We start from the raw sequence: 25959 nt of genomic DNA on the forward strand, positions 1-25959 counted from the left end.
TTCCTTCAAAGGAGGTCCTGGATATGTCTACCCTGCTCATCAAAAATGCCCGGTTCGTGGTATCCTGCGATGACGATGACACCCTCTACGAGCGGGTGAACCTCTTTATCCGGGATGGCGTCATCGTCTCCATCGGCCCCGACTACCACCAGGCTGACACCGTGCTGGACGCCTCCTCCATGGTGGTCTACCCCGGCCTCATCAACACCCACCACCTCTATCAGATCTTCTCCCGGAACCTGCCCGAGGTGCAGAAGATGGAGCTCTTCCCCTGGCTGGTCACCCTATACGAGGTGTGGAAGGGTCTGAACGAGGAGGTGGTGACCTGGTCCGCCCTCACCGGTCTGGGAGAACTCCTCAAGACCGGCTGCACCACCTGCTTTGACCACCACTATGTCTTTCCCCATGGCGCCGGCGACCTCATCGCCGCCCAGTTTCGGGCAGCCAGCCAGGTGGGAATCCGCTTCATGGCCTCCCGTGGGTCCATGGACCTCTCCCAAAAGGACGGCGGCCTGCCCCCCGACTCCGTGGTACAGACCATCGACGAGATTTTAGCCGACTCGGAGCGGCTGGTCCGGGTGTGGCACGATCCGTCTCCTTACTCCATGCGCCAGGTGGCCCTGGCCCCCTGCTCCCCCTTCTCCGTCTCCGGTGATCTGATGCGGGAGACCGCCGGACTGGCCCGGAGCCTGGGCGTGCGGCTCCACACCCATCTGGCCGAGACGAGGGACGAGGTGCAGTTCACCACTGAAAAATTCGGCATGCGCCCTTTGCAGTACATGGAGTCCCTGGGCTGGGTAGGGCCCGACGTGTGGTTTGCCCACGGCATCCACTTTGACGACGACGATCTTCTCCTCCTGGCCGAGACCGGCACCGGCGTGGCCCACTGCCCCATCTCCAACATGAAGCTCTCCTCCGGGGTATGCCGGGTGCCCGACATGCTGGGTCTGGACATCCCGGTGGGCTTGGCCGTGGACGGCGCCGCCTCCAACGACGGCTCCAACCTGCTAGAAGAGCTGCGGGTGTGCTATCTCCTCCACCGGCTCCACGCCAGCGCTGACGCCCCCACCGGCTACGAGATCCTGAAGATGGCCACCCGAGGCTCCGCCCGGCTCCTGGGACGGGACGACATCGGCTGTCTCGCCCCCAGTAAGGCCGCCGACTGCTTCCTCATCGACCTGGACCGTCTGTCCCTGGTGGGCGCCCAGCTGGACCCCATGTCCCTCCTGGGCACGGTGGGTTTCAAGGGAAATGTGGACTACACCATTGTAAACGGCATCCCCGTGGTACAAAACGGTGAGCTCACCACCATTGATGAGGAGGAGACCGTCCGCTCCGCCAATCAGGTGGTCAGGCGCTATTTGAACCGCTGAGCACCTCCCCGGCGGACCCCGCCAGTCCAGGGCTGGGTCTGCCGGTTTTTTTATGTAAAATCTACGTTGTATTTCTGTAAACCTGTGGTAAAATTTATTTTTGTTCCGATCATGTTGTGTATTGGGGGAGGCAGCATATGGCGGCGCAAGCTCAGGCAACGCTTCGGACCCAGGAAAGGGCCCCTCTTTTTTCCGCAGACGCTCTGCGGCGGCTCATCATTCCTCTGGTGATCGAGCAGTTTTTGGCCATGACCATCGGTATGGCCGACACCATCATGGTGACCTCGGTGGGTGAGCACGCCGTCTCCGGCGTGTCCCTGGTGGACAACATCAGCACCCTGCTCATCAACGTCTTTTCTGCCCTGGCCACCGGCGGCGCGGTGGTAGCGGCCCAATATCTGGGCTCACGAGACGTGGAAAACGCCTGCTCCGCCGCCAAACAGCTCTTCTACGCCATTGGCGCCCTTTCGGCCGCCACCATGGCCGTCTGTCTTCTCTTCCGGGAGCCCATCCTCCGGCTGGTCTTCGGCCAGCTGGAGGACAACGTGATGGAGGCCGCCATGACCTATTTCCTCCTCACGGCCATCTCTTACCCCTTGCTTGCCATCTATAATGCCGGCGCCGCCCTCTTCCGGGCCATGGGCAACAGCAAGGTGTCCATGCTGGCCTCCCTCCTCATGAATATTGTCAACATCGGCCTCAACGCCATCCTCATCTACGGCGCCGACATCGGCGTGGCGGGCGCCGGCTTCGGCACCCTCTTTTCCCGGCTGGCCGGTGCGGTGCTCATGACCTGGCTCATCTGCCAGCACGGTCACCGCATCCACATTGACCACCTGCTGCATTTTGAGTTCCGGGGGCAGCTGGTAAAGAAGATCCTTCGCATCGGCGTCCCCAACGGCCTGGAAAACGGCATGTTCCAGATCGGCAAGCTGCTGGTTCTGGGGCTGGTCACCCCCCTGGGTACCTCCGCCACCGCCGCCAACGCCATCGCCAACTCCGTGGCCGGCGTGGTCAACGTGCCCGGCAACGCTATCTCCCTCTCCCTCATCACCGTGGTGGGCCAGTGTATGGGCGCGGGCGACTCCAAACAGGCCGTGCGCTACACCCGCAAGCTCATGATCATCGTCTATCTGGCCATGGGCAGCCTCAGCGTCCTGCTCTTCTTCTTTGCCACCCCTGTGGTGGGCCTCTTCGGCCTCACCCCCGGTGCCGCCGTTATGGCCATCCAGGTCCTCCGGTGGTGCGCTGTTTTCGACCTCATCTTCTGGCCCATGTCCTTCTCCCTGCCCAACACCCTCCGCGCCTCCGGCGATGCCAAGTTTACCATGATCGTCTCCATGTGCTCCATGTGGATCTTCCGCATCGGCTTCTCCTACCTGCTGGTGCCTCAGATCGGCCTGCTGGGCGTGTGGGTGGCCATGTTCATCGACTGGATCGTCCGGGCGGTTGTCTTCCTCATCCGCTTCCTCAGCGGCCGCTGGAAAACCAAGACCGTCATTTAATTTTAAACGCCCTCCGCTCCAAAAGAGCGGAGGGCGTTTTGCCTGTTGCATTGGGCCGCCATATCTGGTACCTTATTCCTTGGGAATGGGTGGGCGTCCTTCGGGAATGGGACGCCCCATCAAAAGAACAGGAGGCACCACTGTGCAGTATATGGATTTCAGCCTGCTCCTCTACATCGGGATGCTGGCTCTGGGCGTCCTTGTGGGCTCCCGCAAATCGGTCCGGAGCCGGAAGCTCCCCTGGCTGGGCCGGCTCCAGTCCGTGGCCCTCATCGCCCTCATCGCCATTTTGGGGGTGGAGATCGGCGCCGACGACAAAGTCATCTCCTCTCTTGGTGAAATCGGCCTTTCCGCTCTGGTCATCACCGTCTTTGCCCTGGCCGGCTCCCTGCTGGCCGTCACCCTGGTCCGCCGCCTTCTGGGTCTGGACAGCCAGGGACGGACCTCCTCCCAGCGGGAGGAGCACGAGGAGGAGGTGAAGGGGGCATGACCGGCTGGATCATCGGCGCCGTCCTGGGCGGCATCGCCGCGGGCTATCTCTTCATCCCTCAGGCCCTGGCAGAGCACTGCGGCACCCTCATCACTGTGGGGCTGTGTCTCATCCTCTTCCTGGTCGGCGTGGACATGGGCCGTCAGGGCAACGTGTGGCGGGACATCAAGGCCGCCGGCTTCAAGGTCCTTCTCATCCCCGTGGCCGTGGCCGCCGGCACTCTGGGCTTCGCCGCCCTGGGAAGCCTTCTCCTCCCGCTCAGCGCCCAGGAGACCATGGCCGCCAGCGCCGGCTTCGGCTGGTACTCCCTGGCACCCATGCTCCTCTCCACCTACTCCGCCACACTCTCCGCCGTGGCCTTTCTCTCCAACGTCATGCGTGAGGTGGGCTCCATTCTCCTCATCCCCATCGTGGCCAAACGCCTGGGCTATATCGAATGCGTGGCCCTCCCCGGCGCCGCCGCCATGGACACGGTGCTCCCCGTTGTGGTGGGGTCCACCCATGAGCGCATCACCATCTACTCCTTCGTCTCCGGGGTCATTCTCTCCTTTGCCGTCCCCGTACTGGTGCCCCTCATCATGAACCTGTAAGGAGGCAGTCCCCATGACAGAGAAGGAAAAAATGGATGCCGGACTCTGGCATGACGCCAATTTCGACCCCGAGCTTCTCGCCGCCCGCACGAAGGCGGAGGAACTCTGTGCCGCCTTCAACGCCGCGGCGCCGGGCGACACCGAAACACGGAGCGCACTGCTCCGTACCCTGATTCCCGGGCTTGGAAAGGGCGTCACCATCCTCTCCCCTTTTTACGCCGACTACGGCGCCAACTGCCGCATCGGCGACGGCAGCTTTCTCAACCACGGGGTCTACCTCATAGACGGAGCCCCCATCACCCTGGGCAAGAACTGTTTCCTGGGACCCAACTGCGGGCTCTATACCGCCAACCACCCTCTGGACGCCACCCAGCGGGCCCAGGGCCTGGAGCGGGCCCTCCCCATCACCCTGGGGGACGACGTGTGGCTGGGCGGCAACGTGGTGATCCTCCAGGGGGTCACCATCGGCAGCGGCAGCGTCATTGGGGCGGGGAGCGTAGTCACCCACGACATTCCACCCGGCGTGGTGGCAGCGGGGAACCCCTGCCGGGTGCTGCGCCCCATCACCGAGGCCGACCGCATCAATCCATGATCTGGGCGTGAAAAAAACTCTTGCATTTTCATGCAAAAAATGGTATGCTACCTCCTGCCGCTTCATGCGGCTTCTGATTGGAGTCATTTGATCAAAGATTTTGACCGCTCCTCTGCCTGGGGAGCCGAGGCTACACGGACGGCCGGGTCAAATGCCGAAAACCCGTCGAAGAGCCGGGGACCGTACCGCGGGTACGGATTGGCAACTTTTGTTGCCTTATTGATTGAGCGTTTGGACGCTCAGGTTTTATAAGTTGGAAAACGCATCAACTTGTGAAATGGTCAATAAGATTGGAAAAGTCATCTTTGCACCCGGTGCTCCTGTGCAGAAGCCACCCTCCCGGCGGCCCAACCACGGCACTGATACGCGGCGCCCTCTCCGGCGGCGTATCCCTCTTGACACATTATAGGGCAGCCCCCTGTGCGGAGTCGTGCCCTTCACAGGCGGTGCGCTTTCCGGCGCACCGCCTTTTTTGTCCTCATTTCTCTTTGCGGTGCGCCTCCCGCCGGTAGACGGCCCGAAGTTGGGCTGTTTATAGAAAGAGACTTTGAGGAGGAACACAGAATTGAAAAGACGACTCACCGCACTGCTCCTGACCCTGGGCCTGGTCTCCGGCCTGGCCGCCTGCGGCACCACGGCTCAGACCACCCCCGCCCCCACCGGCGAGGTCCCCGCCGCCAATGACCCCGGCACCGCCTACGAGAGCTTTCTCTCCGCCGCCTCCGCCGATTATGCCTACGACGTGGCCCTGGAGCTGAGCACCAACCCCGATTTCTTCAACTCCGAGCTGGGCGGCCGGAACGCCGGCAGCGACGCCGAACACGCCACCGCCGACTATCTGGCCGGCCTCATGGAGGAAATCGGCCTCACTGACGTGGAGAAGGCCGCCGCCGACTGCGACCGCTGGCAGTTCAACGGGGCCAGTCTCACCGTGGACGGGGAGGAATACACCGTCTATTCCTACGCCACCGCCTCCACCCCCGTCGAGGGTCTTACCGCCGAGATCGTCTACGTGGGCGACGGCACCATGTGGGACTACGAGGGTCTGGACGTGACGGGCAAGATCGTCCTCATCGATATCGACCAGCGCAGCAACTGGTGGATCACCTACCCCATGCTGGAGGCCCAGCATCAGGGCGCTGCCGCCATTCTGGCCGCCAATGTGGGCGGCTTTGCCCAGGTGGCCGACGACGCCCTCAACTGCCAGGACATCTGCGGCCCCATCGCCATCCCCACCCTGTCCATCGGCCTTGCCGACTCTCAGGCCATCCAGGCCAAGCTCTCTGAAGGCCCCGTCACCGCCACCCTGGTGGTGGACAACGAGGTCAGTGAGGACGGCACCACCTACAACATCCTGGGCCGCATCCCCGGCAAGTCCTCCGACTACCAGATCATCGTGGGCGGCCACTACGACGTCCACTTCACCGGCTTCCAGGACGACAACTGCGCCGTGGGTCTGGTGCTGGCCATGGCCAAGGGCATGATCGACTCCGGCTACCAGCCCGAGAACGACATCGTCTTCTGCCTCCATGGCGCCGAGGAGTGGGGCTCCTCCTACACCCAGTACGACTGGACCGTGGGCGCCTGGGAGATGATCAACAACGTCCACCCCGAGTGGGTGGGCAAGACCCTGGCCTTTCTCAACTTTGAGCTGCCCGCCTATGAGTTCGACACCTACACCAGCACCTACTCCGCCCCCGAGATGTACGCCATGCTGGACTACTTCGCCAACGAGTACCCCTACTCCCCCGATCCCGAGGGCTGCTTCCCCGACGGCGTCCTCACTGAGGGCCACCAGACCTACACCTACTCCGACGACTTCTCCTACTACGCCGCCGGTGTGCCCTCCACGGTGAACGGCTTCCTCCTCCAGAAGGATATGGAGACCGTCTTCCCCTTCTACGTGGACATCTACCACAGCCAGTACGACACCCCCGACACCTACAATGAGGCCGTCATGGACTTCAACCTGAAGTACTACGGCGCCCTGGCCATGTACATCGACCAGACCCCCGCCCTCTACCTGGACTTCACTGCCCAGTATGACCGCATCCTCGCCTCCATGGACGAAGAGCTGATGGCGGAAGCCGGTGTGGACGTGGAGGCCTACAAGGCCGCCCTGGAGGGCCTGAACACCGCCGCCCAGACCATGGCCGATCAGGTCAAGCAGGTCAACGACGACTACGCCGCCGCTCGCGCTGAGGGTGACACCGCCGCTATGGCCGAGCTGTGGGCCCAGGGCCGTGCGCTGACGTCCAAGAACCTGGCCGCCTTCCAGTTCGCCCAGAAGAACCTGCTGGGCCTCATGTACGAGCGGCCCATTGTCCCCCACGAGGCTCCCCAGGAGAACATCCAGCTCTGCCGGGATATCATCGCCTGCCTGGAGACCGGCGACGTGGCCACCGCCGTGGACGAGTACGCCTGGACTGTGAACAACGTGCTGGAGTGGTATGCCATATACTTCTCCCCCGAGGTCATCGCCATCCAGGACGACATGCTCTGGGGCGAGGACAACCAGGACAACCTCTACTGGGGCACCGACATCGGCTTCACCAAGGCCGATGTGGACGCCGCCACCCGCAGTCTCTTTGTCCGCTACGAGGAGACCGGCGGCGACTTCACCCAGGAGATCGCCGTCTATGAGGCCGCCATCCAGGCTCAGACCCAGATCCTGGCCGACCTGGGTGCGAAAGAGACGCAGGCTATGATTGATCTGTCCACCCTGCTGGGCTGAATACCTGTCCATACACAGAAAAACAGAGGAGGTCCGTCACCGGACCTCCTCCGTTTTTTATCCCTTCACCTGTTCCACCTGCCCGGTCTCCCGGTCCAGGCGGTAGAGGGTTTTGCCATCCAAAGTGAGCATGCAGGTCTCCTGGATGGAGTGATCTTTGCTGTAGACATTCATCTGGTAGCAGGTTTCTCCGTCCACCAGCACATAGCCGTCCTGGGGATAGACCAGATAATCCTCCATAGAGGTGCCCTCCAGTCCCAACAGGGCGGGGGACATGGACTCGATGCTGTCCACCGCCTGGGTCACGGTAATGGTGGGCTCATCCTTTGGTTCCGACACCTGAAGTCCCTCCACCACTGACACGGTGACGGTACAGCTGTCTGCCGTCCACTGGAGCGCCACCTGGAGAATACCATCCTCCGCCTGGGTATTTTTGCCCACCAGGACAGAGCCCTCCTCCGCCGTGAAGTCCGGTGCTTCCTGGATAACGCCCGACTCATCGATCACCGAACACGTCCCGTCTGCCGTCAGCGCGTCCACATAGATCTCCGCCTCCGCGCCTCCGGAGACCAGGCCGCCATACACATAGGTGACTGGCTCCCCTTCTTCCCCCTGCTCTGTGGTGAAGGTCGTCCCTTCCGCTCCGGGGACGCCCACTGTGCCCAGGGCTGGCATGCTATCATCTCCTACGGCGTAGGTCTCGGGCATCTCTGCCCCTCCGCCGCCACACCCACTCAGGGTGAGCAGCAGCGCAAGCCCTACCAGAGACAGCTGTATCTTACATCGGTTCAAAAGAGCCACATCCTTTTTACGCTTCATATCGGATCTCCACCTGATCGCCGGGCCGGAGCACCTGTTGAAATGCGCCGGCCTGGCCGTTGACTGCCAGGCGGACCGGGCGGTCCAGGTGTTCAAAGTCAATACCGGAGCGCTCCAGGAGATCCATGAGATAATAGGGCCCGCCCTCCGGCTTGGGGGGCAGCAGCAGCGTGCGGCCGTTGAGGGTCAGGCGGCAGCTCTCCACCACCGGCCGTTCCGGCTCACTGACAGCCGGTGGCTCCGGCTTTTCAGCCACTGGCGCTGCGCCCGTCTGAAGCCGAACGCCCACGGGAACCTCGTCCTCCGGGGCCAGCGGCGCCCCGTCAGCCAGAAGACTTTGCGCCCCCAGGCGCTCCAGCACCTCCCGGACCGTCACCTTCCGGTCGGCTCCGGGTGTGGCCGGGACAAAGCGAATTTTGTCTCCGGCGTGAATCACATCGAAAGGCCGGGCGGGTGCTCCGTTGACCTCCAGCACAGCGGGCTGAGAAGGCTCGCCGTGGAAGACCACCCGCCGACTATCTACCTCCAGCACCGCGCTCTTTCCGTTCCGGCCCAGCAGATCCCGGTAGCCGTAGCCGTTCATCATCAGCAGCTCCAGCAGCGTCAGGCGGCCATTCCGGAAGAGTTTGGCCGGCCGGTCGTTGAGGAGGATACGGTAGCTGTCGCTGATGAGCTCCAGACCCGCGGACACTGCGATCCCCAGATGGGTGGTGTACTCCGGATCTTCCAGCTCTACCGTATCGGAGAAGGCGCTGGTCTTGAAGTGGGCGCCCGCCAGGGCCACCCGCCTGGGGTCCATGCCCAGGGCCTGGGCCATCTTCTCCCGCAGGGAGGAGAGCTTGCTGCCGCCGCCGGCCAGGAGCAGGGCCGAAGGGGCTCCCCCGTTGAGTTCCAGCACCCGGGCGGCCACCTCATCCACCAGGGACTGTCCGGCTTGATCGGCGGCGTCCAATACCTCCTCCGCCCCGCAGGTCTGCTCCATCCCCAGGATGTCAGTGAAGGTGATGGTCTCACTCTGCCCCAGGGCCGCCTTCATCTCCTCCGCGGTGCGGTAGTCCACAAGGTAGGTCCGCATGAGGGCTTCAGTGATCTCATCCCCGGCCACGGTGGCCATGGTATAGCCCACCACGCTGCCCTCCCGGCAGATGGCGATATCGGAGGTACCGGCACCGATGTCCACCAGAGCCAGATTCAGCAGCCGCAGCTCGGCAGGGATGGCGGCGTTGAGGGCGGCGATGGGCTCCAGCGTCAGGCTGGCCACCTCCAATCCAGCTTCCCGCAGCACGGCATACAGGCTGTCCACCACCTCGCCGGGCAGAAAGGTCGCCACTACGTCGGCCTCGATGTTCCTGCCTGTGTGGCCCAGCAGACTGGTCATGGGGTAGCCATCCAAGAGGAACCGTGTCACGGTGTAGCCCACCAGGAAGAGCCGCTGCCCCTGGTCCTCCCCCTCCCGGAGATGCTGCTCGGCGTCGGCCACCGCCGTCGCCTCCAGCTGGCCCAGCTGCTCCTCACCCAGCTTTCCGGTCTCAGGCAGCTTCAGCACGCCATGGCCCTGCTCGGTGCGCAGCGCCCGGCCGGCCGCCGCCACACAGGCCCGCTCCAGCCTCAAACCCATGCGCTCTTCCAGTCGGCGGGTCACCTGCTCCACCACCTGAGCCACCTGGGCGATGTCCTCGATCTGGCCGTCCAGCATGGCACGCCTGGGGTGGGGCTGCTTCTCCACCGCCAGCACCCGGGCCCGGCCATTTTCCGCCCGGCCCACCATGCCGATGACGCTCCTAGTCCCTACATCCAGAGCGTAGATGAGCTCCTCCGTCTGGACCCCATCGGGCGTCTTCGTCTCTGCCATGTCCTTCCCGCCTTTCTTATCGTTCCATTTCCTCCGGGTGGGATGCCGGGCGGCCCACCACATCGCCGTACCGCCCCTTCTCCACATCGGCAAAAAACCGTCCGTCCACCAGGGTCACCACTCGTTTGCGCAGCATGTTGACAAAAGGTTGGGCGTGGGTGGCCATGATGATGGTGGTCCCCCGGTGATTGAGCTCTTCCAGCAGGTGAAAGAGGTCCCAGATGGTGTCCTCATCCTGGTTGGCGGTCAGCTCGTCCAGCACCAGCACCGCCGGGCTGTTGATCATAGCCCGTGCCAGCTCCACCCGGCGGCACTCGCCTTGAGACAGCCCCACCGGATAGCGGTCCTCCACCCCTGGAAGCCCCACCATGCTGAGGGCCTTGTTGACCCGCTCCTCTATCGGCCCATGTCGGCGCCCCCCCTGGATCATGGCGATGGCCGTCAGATTGTCCCGGATGGTCCGCCGCCGCATCAGCTGGGGGATCTGGGGCACATAACCGAACATCAGACGCTCCCGGAACCGTCGTGAGAGGAGGGTGCGGCTGGCTCCATCCAGATACACAGTGCCGCTGCTGGGCTGGAGATCTCCCGTGATGAGCCGCAGCAGGGTGGATTTTCCCGCGCCGCTGCTCCCCGTCACAAAGAGGAACTCCCCCTGCCGGACAGTAAGGTCCACGTCCCGGATGGCCGCCACCTGCCGTTTCTCCTGTTTGTAGAATTTTGTGATCTTCTCCAGGCGTATCTCTGGCATACGGCGTTCCTCTTTCTGTATACAACCGGCAAAACTTCTGCTATAATCTTCAAATACAGTCTAACGTTCCGAGGTGTTTTCCTTGTCCTCCAAAAAAGGTCCCGGCAAAAAAATCTTCCTGGCGGTGTGCCTGGCTCTGGTGTGCGTCGCCAGTGCAGAACTGCTGGTATGCCGCTTTTCCGCACCGGACCTCTTCCAGCGCATCACAGCGCCAGTGATTGCCGCCACAGAGCATGTCCGCTCCGCTGGCTCCGCACTGCTGAACGCAACGGTCCAGCACATCCCCACTCCGCCGAAGCAGGAGGAGATGCCGGAGGAACAGCTGGCCGGCGACCCGGCCCTGGAGAATACCCAGCCCAAGGAAGATCCCGCCATCACAGAATTTGTTCAGAGAGATGGTCATGAAGTCCTCACCGGCGGCAACGTGGAAATCGTCTACTTCAACCAGGGAGAGGAGCCATGGGCCTCCGCTCCCTACGGGCCGGATAAAATCGGCGGCTACGGCTGCGGCCCTACCGCCATGGCTATGGTGGTCTCCAGCCTCACTGACCAAATGGTCGACCCCTCCGCCATGGCTCAATGGGCCTACGAATCCGGCTACTGTGCACCGGGCAGCGGCTCCTACAACGGTCTGATCCAGGCCGCGGCGTCTGCCTACGGGCTAAAAGCAGCCCCCTGGACAGACCTGACGCCAGATGCGATCTCTCAGTCTCTCGCCTCCGGCCAGCTCTTCGTGGCCCTAATGACCCGAGGGCACTTCACTTCCAGCGGACACTTCATCCTTCTCCGAGGACTTACCTTGGAAGGGAAAATACTGGTGGCCGACCCGAACAGTCGGGAGCGCAGCCTCACCGCCTGGGACCCACAGCTCATCATTGACGAGCTCTCGGCCACCCGCAGTTCCGGCGCCCCGCTATGGTGTATTTCCACTGTGGACACCATCTCACAGCAGTCATAACGCACGATTCCCCTGCCGGCGCGCCCCGCCGGCAGGGGAATTTTCGTTGGTACGGAAGTCCTTTTCCTATCCGTGCTCTTTCCGACGGGCATAGTAGGACTTTTTTCCACCCAGTTTCATGCTGACCTGACGGTCCGCTTCCTGAACTCGCTCCAGCAGGTTCCGGTTCTGCCCGATCAGCTTCTCCAAAACCTGGAGCTGCTCCGAACCATCCCCGCTGCCCTGGCCCGTCAGTACCTTCCACAGGACCTCGCCCTCCTCATCAGGAAGAGCCGCGCACCTTTTGCGTTGAATGGCCCGATACTCTCTGAGCTGATTGATCGGCTCCTGCCGCATACTCAAAAATAAACGCACTGACACCTGGTCCTGACGCTGAAAGGCGTCACCCAATTCCTTGGTCAGCTCCATGACCTCGGTGAGGGTTGTATAGCGTTTCCGCTCCGTGGCGAGGGCTGCCGCGATGATATTCTCGTCCATCCTGCTTGCCCTCTTCAGACTGCTGCACTGTTTTTGTCGGCCTGGCGGAAGCTATCCCGCAGCTCTGCGACCATACCGGTAACCCGCTCCAGCTCCGTCTTGTTCCGCCCGACCTTGACCCGGCTGAGTTCGTAGCAGAAGTACTCATACAACCGGTCCAGATTGGCACTGATGGGATACTTCCGGTCCAAGGTCTTGGAGAGGTAACGAATGATCTCTATCGACCGGTCCACCGCGGACTCAAATCCCTGGTACCGTTCCCGATCCAACTCCAGTCCCGCCAGTTTTAGGCGTTTGACCAGCTCATCATAGAGCAGCAGCAGCAGTTCTCCCTGGGTCATGGTATTCAGCGACTCTTCCCGATAGCGCTGATAGCCTCGCATAAAGAAAAAGACCTTTCAAGCAGGGGAGAAGCCGCCCGGCGCGCACCCCGCTTAAAAGGTCTTTTTTGTTTTCTTAAAACCCCGCAAACCCCCGCCTGAACAGATCCAGTAAAAACGGACAGTGACAAAAGCCCCCCTGATGTAGGAAAATAGACTACATCAGGGGGTTTTGTCATGAAGAAACGAAATTACACACACGTTCAAATGCTTTTACCAGAGATCAAGGCCATGTTGGCAGAGGGGAAAACACAGCGGGAAGTCGCAGAATACTATGGCTTCCGGAATAAGCAGGTGGTAAAAAGACTACTTGAGCGTGAGCGCCGTAAAGAACGAAAACTGGAAGCCGGAATCCGCCCACGACCGAAAGGACGGCCGAGAAAAGATGCTGCGCCAGGAGACGTTGTGGCAGAGCAGGCCTGTGAGATCCAACGGCTTCGCATGGAAAATAAACTACTGCGGGATTTTCTGCGCTTCACAGAAAGGAAGTGAGAGCAAAGGTAAAGTATCATATCATCTATCGTCACAGGACAGAGTATCCAGTGGCAGTCATGTGCAAATTCTTTGGAGTGTCCAGAAGCGGCTACTATGCTTTTGTCCATCGCCTAGGCAAGCCAGAAAAGGATGCGGCTCTTGCGGGGCTCATCGCACAGCAGCGGGAACGCAGCTTCCGCACCTACGGCTACCGGCGGATGTGGCTGTGGCTGAAAAGCCGGAATATCTTCTGCAATCCCAAAACTGTGCTGCGAATCATGAAGAAATATGATCTGCTCTCGGAGATCCGCCGCCGCAGGAAATGGCAGCAGATGGGGCGGCAGGCACACAAATACAGGAATCTGCTGAACAGGGAGTTCCATGCGGACAAACCTAACAGCAAATGGGTAACAGACATCTCCTACATCCACACCAGGCAGGGTGTGCTGTACCTTTCCATAATCCGGGACCTCTATGACAACAGCATCATCGCCTACAAGACTGGAACCCAGCAGACAGTGAATTTGGTTCTGGATACCGTTCATCTGGCAATGAAACAGGAGAAAAAGAGGGTCGCTGCGGAGTTGCAGCTCCACAGCGACCAAGGATTTCAGTACACCTCTGCAGCATACTTCAATCTGACTCAAGCATACGGAATCACACCATCCATGTCAAGGAAAGGAAACCCGTACGACAACGCCATGGCGGAAAATTTCTTCTCTATCCTCAAAACAGAATGTATTTACCGCCACAAACCGGCGACCTTTTCCGAAGCCAATGAGATGATTGACCGCTATATTTACTTCTATAACCATGAGCGCATCCAGTTAAAAACTGGAGAGGCGCCGCTGGCGCGACGCCTCTCCGCTTAAAACTTAATCTTTCCTACTAAGGGCTCTTTTTTGTACTGTCCGCACAATCTGGGGCAGTTCATCAGGGCGGCCGCTCTTTTCTAATTGCGAACAGAAACAAAGGTAAAAAAGTGGCCGCCCAGACGGGCGGCCACTTCTCAGGTTGTCGAAAAAGGGCATATACGTCAGATTTTGTGCAAGAGCCTCGCAGAGTTCCGTCGTCCGCAGACGACGGAATCAAGTACAGTCTGTTTTTTCCGGGGACATGTGCCTCGGAAAAAACACTGCTCAGGCCGCAAACGTGCGAGCGAAGCGAGTGCGATGCAGCGGCCTGCATCTTTTCGAAAAAATGCCTGCATTTTTGAGAGAGCCTGTCGACTTTGTCGACAGGCTCAAAAGTGGCCGCCCAGACGGGCGGCCACTTCTATTTGGTTCACAGGATGTTCATCAGGTTGAAGGCCACGATGAGGCCGGAGAACACGATGGAAACGGTGGAGCACAGCTTGATGAGGATGTTGAGGGAAGGACCGGAGGTGTCCTTGAAGGGATCGCCCACGGTGTCGCCCACAACGGCAGCCTTGTGGCAGTCGGAGCCCTTGCCGCCGTGGTGGCCGGACTCGATGTACTTCTTGGCGTTGTCCCAGGCGCCGCCGGCGTTGGACATGAACACAGCCATGGCGAAGCCGGTGACGGAGACGCCGCCCAGCAGACCCACCACGCCGGTGGGGCCAAGGATGAGGCCGGTGAGGATGGGCACCACGATGGCCAGCAGGGCGGGGGCAACCATCTCGTGGAGGGCGCCCTTGGTGCACAGAGCCACGCAGGAGGCGTAATCGGGGTCAGCCTTGCCGTCCATGATGCCGGCGATCTCGCGGAACTGACGGCGGACCTCCACAACGATGGACTGAGCAGCGGTCTGCACGGCGCTCATGGTGAAAGCGGAGAAGACGAAGGTGAGCATGGCGCCGATGAACATACCGACCAGCACGGTGGGGCTGGTGAGGGTGAAATTGAGGACCTCGGTGGTCTTGGTCTGCACGATGTCCACGTAGGAGACCAGGAGGGCCAGAGCGGTGAGGGAGGCGGAGCCGATGGCGAAGCCCTTACCGGTGGCGGCGGTGGTGTTGCCCAGAGAGTCGAGGGCGTCGGTACGCTCACGGACCTCCTCGGGGAGACCGCTCATCTCGGCGATACCGCCGGCGTTGTCGGCCACGGGGCCGTAAGCGTCGGTGGCCAGGGTGATACCCAGAGTGGAGAGCATGCCCACGCCGGCGATGCCGATGCCGTAGAGGCCCTTATTGAAGGCGGCGGTGAAGAGTCCGGACTCATCCACAACGGTGAGGGAACCACCGGCAGCGAAGTAGCTGATGAGAACGGCGGCGGCCACAATGAGGATAGAGGCCACGGTGGACTTCAGGCCCAGGGAGATACCACCGATGATGACGGTGGCGGAACCGGTCTCGGAGGAGGCGGCCAGCTTCTGAGTGGGCTTGTAGGTATCAGAGGTGTAGTACTCGGTGAAGTAGCCGATGGCGCAGCCACCGATGAGGCCGCAGAGGATGGCAATGTAGACACCCCAGTTGCCCAGCACCAGATAGGTGAGGGGAGCGGCGATGACAGCGGCCAGGATGGCGGCGGTGTAGGTGCCGGTGCGCAGGCTCTTCAGGAGGGACTTCTGATCGGCATCCTCCTTGGTGCGGACCAGGTAGGAGCCGATGATGGAGCAGATGATGCCCTCCACAGCCAGGAGCATGGGAAGGAGCATGCCGCCAAACCCGTAGCCAGCCACGGCAGACAGAGCGAAGGTGGCCAGGATGGAGCCCACGTAGGACTCGTAGAGGTCGGCGCCCATGCCGGCCACGTCACCCACGTTGTCGCCCACGTTGTCGGCGATGGTGGCGGGGTTGCGGGGGTCATCCTCAGGAATACCAGCCTCGACCTTACCCACCAGGTCAGCGCCAACGTCGGCGGCCTTGGTGTAGATGCCGCCGCCCACACGGGCGAAGAGGGCCATGAAGGAGGCACCCATGCCGTTCATGACCATGATGTTGGCCAGGGTGGTGGCATCGGTGATGCCGAAGACATAGTAGAGGAGAAAATACCAGATGGAGATGTCCAGCATGCCCAGGCCCACTACGGTGAAGCCCATGACGGAGCCGGAGGAGAAGGCCACCCGCAGGCCCTTGTTCAGGCTCTCAGAGGCGGCCTGAGCGGTACGGGCGTTGGAGTTGGTGGCGATCTTCATGCCCACGAAGCCGGCCAGCATGGACCAGATACCGCCGGTGACGAAGGCGAAGGGGGTAAACTTGGAGAGCATCTCGCCGTTGGAGCCAAAAGCAATGGCCAGCAGAACGATGAAGACCACCACAAAGACCTTGGCGACGGTGGTGTACTGCCTCTGGAGATAGGCGTTGGCGCCCTGACGAATAGAGGCGGCGATCTTCTTCATGGTATCATTGCCTTCCGAGAAGGTCATGACCTTCCGGCTCTGGACATAGGCAAAGAGGATGGCCAGGACGGCGCCCACGATGCCAACCCAGAAGTAATTTTCCCAATTCAAAATTCCTCACTCCTTTTGCATGCGCACGCCGAGACGCGTGCGCTCCTTGTCTATAATTTTAGCAGATTGAAGAGGATTTTCAAGATTTCTACCCGGCCATTTCAGCATCTTGACGAAGTTTTTACAGTTCGTACGAAAATGAAATGTCCTTTCTGTACCTTTCCGTGCATTGTTGCCATCACATGGAAAAAGGAAACAGTAAACGAAAATTGTGCCCCTTCAAATGAAAAGAAAAGGGACTTACGAGCGGCGGGAGGACGGAAAAGCCGCAGTGTTGTCAAGAAAAAAATTTTATGCTTTGCACAAAAATGAAAAGGGAAGAAAAGGAAAAGACAGGGTCGCACGCATTTGGCGGCCCTGTCTTTGGTCAAAAAAACGATATGCAGGAAATGGCAGTCTTTCCTTCTAAATGGGAGGTCAAACCCGCTGCCAGGCACTCTTGCTGAAGAGGACCAGAATGGGGAAGACCTCGAGACGTCCGATGATCATACACATGGAGAGGACGATCTTGGAGAGGGGGGAGAAGTCGGCGAAGTTGCCCATAGGGCCCACCTGCTCCAGACCGGGACCGATGTTGCCGATACAGGCCACCACGGCAGTGAAGGTGGTGCCGAAGGAGAAGTTGTCCAAAGCCACCACCAGCATGGCGGAGAAGGCGATGAGCATGTAGGTACCCAGGAAGACCATGACGGTGTGGAGTACCTTTTCGTCCGCCACACGGCCGTCCAGCTTGACCACGCTCACCGAGCGGGGGTGGAGGATCTGGCGGATCTCCCGGCGCACACACTTGAGCAGCAGGAGGATGCGGGAACATTTCATGCCGCCGCCTGTGGAGCCGGCGCAGGCGCCGCACAGCATCAGAAGGACCAGGAGCATCCGGGAGAACTCCGGCCACAAATCGAAGTCCACACTGGAAAAGCCGGTGGTGGAGATGATGGTGGCCACCTGGAAGAAGGCGTGGCGGAGCGCGGTGAGGTAGCTGGGATAGAGGCTATGGATATTAACGGAGATGAGCAGCACTGAGAGTGCCACCACAACAAGGAAGAAGCGCAGCTCATCGCTCTGAAGGGCCTGTTTGACCTTTCCGCAGAGAATGAGGAAATAGAGGGCAAAGTTGACCGAGAAGAGGAGCATGAAGATGCCGATGATGACCTCATAAACTGCGTTGTGGTAACCGCCGATAGAGATGTTCAGGACGGAAAAGCCGCCGGTGCCGGCGGTGGCGAAGGCGTTGACCAGGGAGTCATAAAGGGGCATTCCCGCCAGCAGGAGACAGAGGACCATGATGACGGTGAGCCCGAAGTAGATGGTGTAGAGGATCTTGGAGGTCTGAGAGGCCCGGGGGACCAGCTTGCTGATGATAGGCCCGGGGGATTCCGCCTTCATAACATGGAGGGTACGGGCGCCCAGGGAGGGGAGAAGGGCAATGGTGAGGACCAGAATGCCCATACCGCCCAGCCAGTGGGTAAAGGAGCGCCAGAAAAGGATACCCTTGGGCAGACCCTCCACCGCCCGGAGGATGGAGGAACCGGTGGTGGTAAAGCCGGAGATACATTCAAAGAAGCAGTCAACAAAGGAATCAAAATAGCCGCAGGTATAAAAGGGAATGGCGCCGCAGAGCCCCACCAGTACCCAGATCAGGCCGGCGGAGAAAAAGCCCTCCCGGGCGTGGAACCGGGTATCGGAGCGCAGGAGGGAGAGGAGAAAGCCCAAGCTGGCGGTGATGCCGATGCCGAAAAAGAACGGAGTGGGGTCCTCCCGATAGAGAAGAGCCACACACAGGGGCAGAAGCATGCTGGCTGCCTCCACCAGCAGGGTCTTGCCTGCCAGACGAAAAACGAGTCTGAAATTCATAGTTCCAGCCCCCGGTCGAGCAGATCTTCCTCGGAATTGTCGCCCCGGCGTTCCAGAAGGGAGTCATCGAAGATGTCGTTGATGTCCAAAATGCCATGTCCGCTGGAGATGATGATAACGGTGTCCCCCATCTCAATGGTGGAGGAGCCCTCAGGGATGATGGTGCGGCCCTGGTGGATGATGACGGCTACTAGAATGCCCTTTTTCAGATGGAGGTCCTTGAGGGGCGTACCCAGGTGGCGGGTGGTCTGGTTGACCACGAACTCCATGGCCTCGGCGCCGCTGTCGCCGATCTTGTAGAGGGTGTTCATGACGCTGCCCTTGGAGTTCTGGCGGCCGCGGACGATCTGAAGGATCTGGTTGGCGGTGAAGAGCTTGGGGGAAATGATGCTCTCCAGACCCAGGTGGCGGACGATACCGGTGTAGTTCTGGCGGTTGCACTTGGCCACCACCTTGGGAACCTCGCGCTGCATGGCATAGAGGGAGATGATGAGGTTGTCCTCATCACGGTCGGTAAGGGCCACAAAGGCGTCAGATTCCCCCAGATTTTCCGACTCCAACAGCTCCTGGTCGGTGCCGTCGCCCATGATGATGAGGCTGTGAGGCAGATCCTCGGAGAGCTGTCGGCAGCGGGCCTCCTTGAGCTCCACGATCTTGACCCGCATGTTCATCCTTTCCAGGATGGAGGCCAGATAGTAGCTGATGCGGCCGCCGCCCACCACAAAGACGTTGCGGATGTGAGAGGCGTACCGGCCGATGAGCTTGAAGAACTCGTGGACGCCAACAGGGGCGCCGATGAGGTAGATCCGGTCTTCCGCCTGAGGCACGAAGGAGCCGTCGGGTATGATGACCTGACCATTGCGGTCGGCGGCGCAGAACAGGATGGGCAGGCCCTTGACACGGGCGGACAGATTGGAGAGAGGCTGCCCCAGGAAGAAGTCGCCCTCCCGCGCGCGAAAGCTCATAAGCTCCACCCGGCCGCGGTAGAAGGTCTCAATGTTGGCGGCGGAGGGGAACCGGAGCAGCCGGGCGATCTCCACGGCGGTGGCCCGCTCCGGGTTGATGAGCAGGTCAATGCCCATGTCACGCTTGAAGGCGTTGATGTCCACAGTGTACTCCACGTTGCGGACCCGGGCCACGGTGAAGCTGGTGCCCAGGTGCTTGGCGTTGAGACAGCAGACCATATTGACCTCGTCTAGACTGGTGGCGGCGATGAGCACGTCGGCATGCTCGGCGCCTGCCTCTCTCAGTACGCTGATGGAGGCACCGTTTCCTTTGACACACATGACATCCAGCGCGTCGTCGGCCTTCCGCAGAGCCTCACTGTTGTTGTCGACGATGGTAATATTATGGTCCTCCTGTGAGAGCAGTTCCGCAAGGGTGTAGCCGACCTTGCCGTCGCCCACGATGATGATATTCAAAACTCCGACATCCTCTCTGGCGATGTGTAAATAAAACCATTTATAATATAGCTGAACAAGAGCGGATGTGCAATAGAAAGTGACAAAAAATGACAGATAAGCGGACAAAATATCAAAAAGGTTCAATCCTGCCAGAGATGCAGGAGTCCGGCGTCATGCAGGGCCTTGGCGAGCATCAGGGCAAGGGGAGTGAGCACCATTCCGGCCACGCCCAGAGCATGGAAGCCCACATACATGGCCAGCAGGGCGGCCGGGGGAGGCAGACCGGCGTGGAGTCCCACCAACTTGGGTTCCAGCAAACTGCGGGCGGTCATCACCAGACCCCATAGTCCCAGAAGGCCCAGTGCCATGGGCAGATCGCCGGACAGGGCGGTGAGCACAGACCATGGGACCAGTACCAGACCGGCACCCAGCACAGGCAGGGCGTCGGTAAGGGCGGTAACGGCGGCGGGAAGGAGGGGAGACTCCATCCCCAGCGCAAAGAGTCCGGCCAGGAGGAGAGAGAATGTGAGCAGGGTGAGCAGGCCCTGGGCACGGAGCCAGCCCAGGGCAGCGGTACGGAGGTGAAGAAGGCCGGTGTGGACGTCGGCCTGACGCTCTTTCGGCACCTGCCTCCAGAGAAAGGCAAGCAGGGCGGGGCGTCCGGCGGAAGAAAAGTAGGTGGCCAGCACTGTGGTGAAGAGGCCAAGTCCCCACCGCGGGAGGGCGGCAAAAACGGCGGCGGTCTGGGCCGCCGCCGCGGATGAGAGTCGAGCGGGGAGGGCAGCGGCCTGTTCGGAGAGGGCGTCCAGGCCGTTTTGGAGCAGGGGGCGCAGCTCCGGTGGCGCCGCGGTCAGAATGCGGAGGCTCCAGTGCTCCGACAGGGTGCCGGCGGCGGAAAGCGGAGCGAGAAGTCCGGGCAGGTCCTTGAGCAGATGCTCCGTCTCACACCACAGCCGCCACAGGAGCAAAAAAAGTCCGCCGCTGAGGAACAGGGCCAGGAGGAGCGTGGATAGCCCCGATGCCGCCCAGCGGGGCAGGTGCAGGCGGCGGGTAAGAAAACGAACGGGGGGCTCCAGCATGGCGGCCAGAAGGAAACCGACCAAAAAAGGGGCAAACCAGGTCAGCATCAGTCTGGAAAAAACCCAGAGCAGGAGGGCGCAGAGGAGAAACACACCGCCCGTTTGCAGAAACCGGTAAAGCGGTTTTGGGACCATTGCGACCTCCTTTCATGGCAGGTGGCCGTCTCCGGGAGACAGGCGGCAGGGACTGGTATGGTGACAACGACGATTTTTGAGCACTGCTGATAGGAAAAAATCGTGGGAAGTATATGAGGAAACGCACTTGCGCATCTCAATTTACTGTGCTAAAATAAATCCCACATGCGGACAAATGCCTGCGTGACAAAGACACGAAGACCTCTGCGCCACAGAGGGGATAGGGGAGTAGATTGCCATGGCGAATCCGCCCAAATATTTTATCGTGGAGGCCGCCGCCCTGCCGGAGATTTTCCGTAAGGTGGCGGAGACCAAGCGGCTGCTGGAGACCGGCGAGGCCGAGACCGTTCATCAGGCCACCGGGATCACCGGGATCAGCCGCAGCGCTTTTTATAAATATAAGGATGCGGTCCGGCCTTTCAACGATATGCTCCACGGCCGGATCGTGACCGTCCAGGTCCGGCTCCGGGACGAACCCGGCGTTTTGTCGTCGGTGCTCAATAGTTTTGCCGTATCGGGGGCGAATATTCTCACCATCAACCAGGGCATTCCTACAAGCGGCTGTGCTCTGGTGACCATTGGGGCGGAGACCTCCGGGCTTCAGATCCCGGTGGAGGAGCTTTTGACCCGGACCACGGAGCTCAAGGGCGTCCTGAAGTGTGAGATCCTGGCGGGCTGACGCCGCCCGGCGCGAACGTCGGAATTGAATCAGAGGAGAGTAGATCACATGGTGAATATTGCGATCCTGGGCTTTGGCACCGTTGGTTCCGGTGTGGCCGAGGTGCTGGCCAAAAACGCCGACCACATCGACCAGAAGGTGGAGACGCCGGTCCGTCTCAAGTACATCCTGGATGTGCGGGACTTTCCGGACAGCCCCTTTGGGGATAAGGTAGTCCACGACTTTTCCATTATTGAAAACGATCCCACCGTGGACATTGTGGTGGAGACCATCGGCGGGGCTACCGTAGCCCTTGACTTTACACGCCGTGCTCTGACGGCTGGGAAGAGCGTGGTGTCCTCCAACAAGGAGCTGGTGGCCGAGCACGGCCACGAGCTTTTGCAGCTGGCGGCGGAGAAGGGCGTCAGCTACCTCTTTGAGGCCAGCGTGGGCGGCGGTATCCCCATCCTGCGCCCCCTGTCCCAGTGCCTGGCGGCCAACGAGCTCACAGAGGTCTGCGGCATCCTCAACGGCACCACCAACTATATTCTCACCCGGATGATCCGCTCCGGCCTCACCTTTGAGGCGGCGCTGAAGGAGGCCCAGGACAACGGCTACGCCGAGAAGGACCCCACCGCCGATGTGGAGGGACACGACGCCTGCCGGAAGATCTGCATTCTGGCTGCCATTGCCTTCGGCCGTCATGTCTATCCCCGGCAGGTGCCCACCGAGGGCATCTCCGGCGTGACCCTGGCCGATGTGGCTTACGCCGAGTCCTGCAACCGGAAGATCAAGCTGCTGGGCCGGGCGGTCAAGCAGGATGACGGCAAAATCTGCGCCTATGTGGCGCCCCATCTGGTGGACGGCGAGGCCCCGCTGGCCGGTGTGGAGGACGTGTTCAACGCCATCATGGTCAAGGGCGACGCCATCGGCGACGTGATGTTCTACGGCAGGGGCGCCGGCAAGCTGCCCACCGCCTCCGCCGTGGTGGCCGACGTCATGGATGCCGCCCGGCACATTCGGTCCCGGAAACGGATCGAGTGGGGGCCCGGAGGCGACGATGTGGCGGTCGGGCCTGAGAAGATGCCCTTCCGCTGGTATGTGCGGGCACTGGGTACGGCGGAAGATGCCCGGGCGGTGCCCGGCGCCAGCCTGCTCTCCCGCCCCGGCGCGCCTGCCGATGAGGTGGCCTTCCTCACCAGCCCCATGACCCGCGCCCAGTTGGACGGCGCTTTGGGAGCGCTGGTGCCCCAGTCGGTGTTCCGGGTCCTGGAGTGAGGGCATAGACTGGTTTGGAGCCTGGCAGGCTCCCCTTTCCCATAAATGCTTAGGGGGTACATATACCATGGCACTCATTGTACAGAAATTCGGCGGGTCCTCCGTCGCGGATGCCGACCGCATCCGCAACGTAGCCCGCATCATCACGGAGACCTACCGCCGGGGGCACAGCCTGGTGGTGGTCCTTTCCGCCCAGGGTGACACCACCGATGATCTTATCGCCAAGGCCGGTGAGATCAATCCCAAGGCATCCAAACGGGAGATGGACATGCTTCTCTCCACCGGCGAGCAGATCTCCTGCGCCCTGTGCGCCATGGCCATCGAGGGCATGGGCTACCCGGTGGTCTCTCTCACCGGCTGGCAGGCGGGCTTCAAGACCAACTCCGTTTACAGCGCCGCCCGGATCAAGAGCATCCGCAGCGAGCGTATCCTGGCCGAGCTGGACAAGAAGAAGATCGTCATCATCACCGGCTTCCAGGGCATCAACAAGTACGGCGACATCACCACCCTGGGCCGGGGCGGCTCGGACACCTCGGCAGTGGCCCTGGCCGCCGCCCTCCATGCCGACCTGTGCCAGATCTACACCGACGTGGACGGTGTCTACACCGCCGATCCCCGTTATGTGAAGGGCGCCCGGAAGCTGGATGAGATCACCTACGACGAGATGTTGGAGCTGGCAACCCTGGGCGCCCAGGTCCTGCACAACCGCTCCGTGGAGATGGCGAAGCGGTATAACGTGAATCTGGAGGTCCTCTCCAGCTTCTCCGGTCAGCCCGGGACAAAAGTCAAGGAGGTTGCAAAAACCATGGAAAAGCCCTATGTCAGCGGCATTGCCAAGGATAAAAATATTGCCCGCCTGGCCCTCGTCGGCCTGCCCGACAAGCCCGGCACCGCCTTCCGGATGTTCTCCGCCCTGGCGAAGTATAAGATCAATGTGGACATCATCCTCCAGTCCATTGGCCGCAACAACACCAAGGACATCAGCTTTACCGTGGACCTGGACGATATGGAGAAGGCCAAGCAGGTCATGACCGACCTGCAGAGCGTGCTTGGCTTTGACCACATCGACGTGACCGATGAGATCGCCAAGGTCTCCATCGTGGGTGCCGGTATGATCAACAACCCCGGTGTGGCCTCCCTCATGTTTGAGGCCCTCTACAACGCCGGCATCAACATCCACATGATCTCCACCAGTGAGATCAAGGTGTCTGTCCTGGTGGACAAGTGCGACGCCGACACCGCTGTCCAGGTCATCCACGACCGCTTCTATGAGGAGTTCGGCAACATCTGAGTTTGCAAAATGCCCCAGCGGCGCAAAGACGCGTTGAGATGGGAGCCCGAAGACCCCGCCCGGCAGGGGGGTCTCCGGGCTCCCGTTCTGCGTTCTGAAGAGAGGAAAAACGATGAAACAGAAGAAGCAAGACGTATTGAGCCTGTCCTGGCCCATTTTTGTGGAACTGCTGCTCCAGATGCTGGTGGGCAACGCCGATCAGATCATGGTGGGCTGGCGGGACCCCAACGGGGTAGGCGCCATCGGCAATGCCAACCAGATCACCAATTTGCTGCTGCTGGTGTTCTCGGTGGTGTGCACCGCAGCCATGATCCTGGTGTCCCAGTACTTGGGGGCCGGAGACACCAAACGGGTGGGGCGTACCTGCACCGCGGCCCTGGTGATGAACCTGATCTTCGGCCTGGCGGTGAGCCTGTTGCTGATTTTGGGCTGTGGCCCCATCTTCCGGCTCATGGGGGTCCACGAGCTGATTTTTGAAGAGACCTGTCTCTACATGCGCATCATCGGCGCCGGCATGGTCTTTCAGTCGGTCTACCTTACCTTTACCGCCTTTTTCCGCAGCGCTCAGATGATGCGGGAGACCATGATGGTCTCCATTTTTATGAACTGCCTGAACATTGGCGGAAACTATATCCTCATCAACGGGCTGGGCTCCCTGCCCGCTCTGGGCGTGGCGGGTGCTGCCCTCTCCAGCGGTCTGAGCCGCTTTGTAGGGGTGGTGGTCATCGCCTGCCTGTTCCGGCGGCGTTTCCCCGGCCTGCTCTCCAGGCGGCACCTGCGCCCCTTTCCCAAGGCGGAGATGCTTCAGCTCCTGGGTATCGGACTGCCTACCGGCAGTGAGTCGCTCTCCTACAACGGCTCTCAGATCTGCATCCAGGCCGTCTGCAACCAGTTCGCCGCCTATGTGGTCAATACCAGGGTCTATGCCATGATCTTTGCCAACGTTACCTATATGTTCGGTTCCGCACTTTCCCAGGCATGTCAGGTGGTGGTGGCCCGGCTCATGGGTGCCCGGGAGATGGAGGCCACCCACCGCCAGGTCATGTCCACCCTGCGGGGGGCCGTGCTGGTTTCCGGAGGCCTCTCAGTTCTCCTCTGGCTGGCGGCGCGGCCAGTCTACAGCATCTTCACACAGGACCCTCAAATCCTGGACCTGGCCGGTACCATCATGCTCATTGAGATCCCCCTGGAGCTGGGGCGGGCGGTGAACATGGTCATGTGCCGGGCGCTCCAGGCCTGCGGTGATATCCGCTTTCCCACCGTCATCTGCGTCTTTGCCGCGTGGTTGGTGGGCGTAGGCGGAAGCTTTTTCCTGGGGGTAGTCCTGGATTGGGGTCTGGTTGGGCTGTGGGTCGCCATGGCGGCAGATGAGTGCATCCGTGCGGTGCTTTTCCTCATCCGCTGGCAGAGCGGCGCCTGGCGGCAGAAACGCCTGCTGGATACGGCACAGGGATAAGAACTGGGAAAATGCCCATACATGTTTGATATGGATTTTTCCACAAGAAATTATATTATGTAAATTAATAAGGGAGCCTGGGCAACAGAACACCCTGTGTTGAGAATGTGGAAAAATAGGTGTAAAAGTGCGATAATTCCAGGCATAAGAAGGGGAACGACCGGTGGAAAACCCGGTGCAAAATGTGAATAACTAGATGTAAATACACCTTACATGTTTAATATTATGTAAACTATATGATAAAAATTACAACAATAAAAAAGTAAAAGTTCGTTTCTGAAAGACTGGAGAATGTGGACTTTTTATGAACAGAAGGAAAAAGAGGAAAATAGAAAAATGAGGGAAAAGGGAACGCCTGCAAAGAGAGATATACTTCTTGTATAGCTACAGTAAAGGACT

Annotated in this window: 22 protein-coding genes; 13 read left to right on the forward strand and 9 right to left on the reverse strand. The window is 60.6% G+C overall.

What is annotated here, in order from left to right:
• The first annotated feature begins 23 nt into the window (after positions 1–23).
• From E0E29_RS16275 to E0E29_RS16295, 6 genes are all read left to right on the forward strand, one after another.
• The gene (locus E0E29_RS16275; RefSeq protein WP_130850697.1) at positions 24–1373 is read left to right on the forward strand and encodes an 8-oxoguanine deaminase; all 1350 of its coding nucleotides are present in this window, start codon (positions 24–26) and stop codon (positions 1371–1373) included.
• Between the two features lie 137 nt (positions 1374–1510).
• A complete protein-coding gene (locus tag E0E29_RS16280; protein ID WP_130850698.1) occupies positions 1511–2878 on the forward strand; it encodes an MATE family efflux transporter in 1368 nt (455 codons plus the stop codon).
• A gap of 151 nt (positions 2879–3029) precedes the next feature.
• Positions 3030–3368, forward strand: a complete 339-nt coding sequence (locus tag E0E29_RS18900) for a LysO family transporter (protein ID WP_242622567.1) — start codon at positions 3030–3032, stop codon at positions 3366–3368.
• Positions 3365–3958, forward strand: coding sequence for a LysO family transporter (locus E0E29_RS18905; protein WP_227604165.1), 594 nt, complete (start codon positions 3365–3367; stop codon positions 3956–3958). Before E0E29_RS18900 ends, E0E29_RS18905 begins: the two co-directional genes overlap by 4 nt.
• 13 nt (positions 3959–3971) lie before the next feature.
• On the forward strand, positions 3972–4550 hold the full coding sequence (locus E0E29_RS16290; protein WP_130850699.1) for a sugar O-acetyltransferase: 579 nt from the start codon (positions 3972–3974) through the stop codon (positions 4548–4550).
• 565 nt (positions 4551–5115) lie between these two features.
• Complete coding sequence (locus E0E29_RS16295; protein ID WP_165449940.1) at positions 5116–7284, forward strand: M28 family peptidase; 2169 nt, start codon at positions 5116–5118, stop codon at positions 7282–7284.
• 57 nt (positions 7285–7341) lie between these two features.
• Here E0E29_RS16295 and E0E29_RS16300 read toward each other — a convergent pair whose 3' ends face one another.
• Genes E0E29_RS16300 through E0E29_RS16310 form a run of 3 tightly spaced genes read right to left on the reverse strand, consistent with a single transcriptional unit; the run spans position 7342 to position 10706 of the window.
• Entirely contained in the window at positions 7342–8103 is a 762-nt protein-coding gene (locus E0E29_RS16300) for a hypothetical protein (protein WP_130850701.1), read from the reverse strand.
• Entirely contained in the window at positions 8093–9955 is a 1863-nt protein-coding gene (locus tag E0E29_RS16305; protein ID WP_130850702.1) for a cell division FtsA domain-containing protein, read from the reverse strand. Before E0E29_RS16305 ends, E0E29_RS16300 begins: the two co-directional genes overlap by 11 nt.
• Positions 9956–9971: 16 nt before the next feature.
• Complete coding sequence (locus E0E29_RS16310; RefSeq protein WP_130850703.1) at positions 9972–10706, reverse strand: cell division ATP-binding protein FtsE; 735 nt, start codon at positions 10704–10706, stop codon at positions 9972–9974.
• A gap of 82 nt (positions 10707–10788) precedes the next feature.
• Here E0E29_RS16310 and E0E29_RS16315 point away from each other — a divergent pair, with 82 nt between their 5' ends.
• A complete protein-coding gene (locus E0E29_RS16315; protein ID WP_130850704.1) occupies positions 10789–11664 on the forward strand; it encodes a C39 family peptidase in 876 nt (291 codons plus the stop codon).
• A 66-nt stretch (positions 11665–11730) separates the two neighbouring features.
• Here E0E29_RS16315 and E0E29_RS16320 read toward each other — a convergent pair whose 3' ends face one another.
• Positions 11731–12141, reverse strand: a complete 411-nt coding sequence (locus E0E29_RS16320; RefSeq protein WP_130850705.1) for a hypothetical protein — start codon at positions 12139–12141, stop codon at positions 11731–11733.
• Positions 12142–12155: 14 nt separating this feature from the next.
• Complete coding sequence (fliS, locus tag E0E29_RS16325) at positions 12156–12524, reverse strand: flagellar export chaperone FliS (protein ID WP_130850706.1); 369 nt, start codon at positions 12522–12524, stop codon at positions 12156–12158.
• Between the two features lie 174 nt (positions 12525–12698).
• On the opposite strand from fliS, the gene E0E29_RS16330 reads away from it, so the two are divergent.
• Positions 12699–13013: an imidazolonepropionase gene (locus E0E29_RS16330; RefSeq protein WP_130848458.1), complete on the forward strand. Its 315-nt coding sequence runs from the start codon at positions 12699–12701 to the stop codon at positions 13011–13013.
• A gap of 50 nt (positions 13014–13063) precedes the next feature.
• Positions 13064–13867: an IS3 family transposase gene (locus E0E29_RS16335; RefSeq protein ID WP_242622339.1), complete on the forward strand. Its 804-nt coding sequence runs from the start codon at positions 13064–13066 to the stop codon at positions 13865–13867.
• A 412-nt stretch (positions 13868–14279) separates the two neighbouring features.
• Here E0E29_RS16335 and E0E29_RS16340 read toward each other — a convergent pair whose 3' ends face one another.
• The 4 genes from E0E29_RS16340 to ytvI form a co-directional block, all read right to left on the reverse strand.
• Positions 14280–16406 carry a sodium-translocating pyrophosphatase gene (locus E0E29_RS16340; protein WP_130850707.1) on the reverse strand — a complete coding sequence of 709 codons (2127 nt, stop codon included), beginning with the start codon at positions 16404–16406 and terminating at the stop codon, positions 14280–14282.
• Positions 16407–16823: 417 nt separating this feature from the next.
• Positions 16824–18260: a TrkH family potassium uptake protein gene (locus E0E29_RS16345; RefSeq protein WP_130850708.1), complete on the reverse strand. Its 1437-nt coding sequence runs from the start codon at positions 18258–18260 to the stop codon at positions 16824–16826.
• On the reverse strand, positions 18257–19681 hold the full coding sequence (gene trkA, locus E0E29_RS16350; protein ID WP_130850709.1) for a Trk system potassium transporter TrkA: 1425 nt from the start codon (positions 19679–19681) through the stop codon (positions 18257–18259). The genes E0E29_RS16345 and trkA overlap by 4 nt, the downstream gene beginning before the upstream one ends.
• Before the next feature lie 122 nt (positions 19682–19803).
• Positions 19804–20877, reverse strand: coding sequence for a sporulation integral membrane protein YtvI (gene ytvI / locus E0E29_RS16355; protein WP_130850710.1), 1074 nt, complete (start codon positions 20875–20877; stop codon positions 19804–19806).
• Positions 20878–21115: 238 nt separating this feature from the next.
• Between ytvI and E0E29_RS16360 the strand changes: the two genes are divergently transcribed.
• The 4 genes from E0E29_RS16360 to E0E29_RS16375 all read left to right on the forward strand — a co-directional run bounded on the left by E0E29_RS16360 (position 21116) and on the right by E0E29_RS16375 (position 25560).
• A complete protein-coding gene (locus E0E29_RS16360; protein WP_130850711.1) occupies positions 21116–21556 on the forward strand; it encodes an ACT domain-containing protein in 441 nt (146 codons plus the stop codon).
• A gap of 48 nt (positions 21557–21604) precedes the next feature.
• Positions 21605–22813 (forward strand): homoserine dehydrogenase, encoded by a 1209-nt coding sequence (locus E0E29_RS16365; protein WP_130850712.1) that lies wholly within the window; start codon positions 21605–21607, stop codon positions 22811–22813.
• 67 nt (positions 22814–22880) lie between these two features.
• Complete coding sequence (locus E0E29_RS16370) at positions 22881–24104, forward strand: aspartate kinase (RefSeq protein WP_130850713.1); 1224 nt, start codon at positions 22881–22883, stop codon at positions 24102–24104.
• A 112-nt stretch (positions 24105–24216) separates the two neighbouring features.
• Positions 24217–25560, forward strand: a complete 1344-nt coding sequence (locus E0E29_RS16375) for an MATE family efflux transporter (protein ID WP_130850714.1) — start codon at positions 24217–24219, stop codon at positions 25558–25560.
• Positions 25561–25959 lie beyond the last annotated feature (399 nt).

Origin of the sequence: Intestinimonas timonensis, assembly GCF_900626145.1 — a bacterium.
Lineage (GTDB): Bacteria > Bacillota > Clostridia > Oscillospirales > Oscillospiraceae > Intestinimonas > Intestinimonas aquisgranensis.

Coding starts and splice junctions, on each gene's coding strand:
- E0E29_RS16310 (WP_130850703.1), bottom strand. CDS start 10,706: ATGCCAGAGATACGCCTGGAGAAGATCACAAAATTCTACAAACAGGAG.
- E0E29_RS16320 (WP_130850705.1), bottom strand. CDS start 12,141: ATGGACGAGAATATCATCGCGGCAGCCCTCGCCACGGAGCGGAAACGC.
- E0E29_RS16365 (WP_130850712.1), top strand. CDS start 21,605: ATGGTGAATATTGCGATCCTGGGCTTTGGCACCGTTGGTTCCGGTGTG.
- E0E29_RS16375 (WP_130850714.1), top strand. CDS start 24,217: ATGAAACAGAAGAAGCAAGACGTATTGAGCCTGTCCTGGCCCATTTTT.
- E0E29_RS16300 (WP_130850701.1), bottom strand. CDS start 8,103: ATGAAGCGTAAAAAGGATGTGGCTCTTTTGAACCGATGTAAGATACAG.
- E0E29_RS18905 (WP_227604165.1), top strand. CDS start 3,365: ATGACCGGCTGGATCATCGGCGCCGTCCTGGGCGGCATCGCCGCGGGC.
- E0E29_RS16360 (WP_130850711.1), top strand. CDS start 21,116: ATGGCGAATCCGCCCAAATATTTTATCGTGGAGGCCGCCGCCCTGCCG.
- E0E29_RS16280 (WP_130850698.1), top strand. CDS start 1,511: ATGGCGGCGCAAGCTCAGGCAACGCTTCGGACCCAGGAAAGGGCCCCT.
- E0E29_RS18900 (WP_242622567.1), top strand. CDS start 3,030: ATGGATTTCAGCCTGCTCCTCTACATCGGGATGCTGGCTCTGGGCGTC.
- E0E29_RS16345 (WP_130850708.1), bottom strand. CDS start 18,260: ATGAATTTCAGACTCGTTTTTCGTCTGGCAGGCAAGACCCTGCTGGTG.
- E0E29_RS16370 (WP_130850713.1), top strand. CDS start 22,881: ATGGCACTCATTGTACAGAAATTCGGCGGGTCCTCCGTCGCGGATGCC.
- E0E29_RS16330 (WP_130848458.1), top strand. CDS start 12,699: ATGAAGAAACGAAATTACACACACGTTCAAATGCTTTTACCAGAGATC.
- E0E29_RS16305 (WP_130850702.1), bottom strand. CDS start 9,955: ATGGCAGAGACGAAGACGCCCGATGGGGTCCAGACGGAGGAGCTCATC.
- E0E29_RS16275 (WP_130850697.1), top strand. CDS start 24: ATGTCTACCCTGCTCATCAAAAATGCCCGGTTCGTGGTATCCTGCGAT.
- ytvI (WP_130850710.1), bottom strand. CDS start 20,877: ATGGTCCCAAAACCGCTTTACCGGTTTCTGCAAACGGGCGGTGTGTTT.
- E0E29_RS16290 (WP_130850699.1), top strand. CDS start 3,972: ATGACAGAGAAGGAAAAAATGGATGCCGGACTCTGGCATGACGCCAAT.
- fliS (WP_130850706.1), bottom strand. CDS start 12,524: ATGCGAGGCTATCAGCGCTATCGGGAAGAGTCGCTGAATACCATGACC.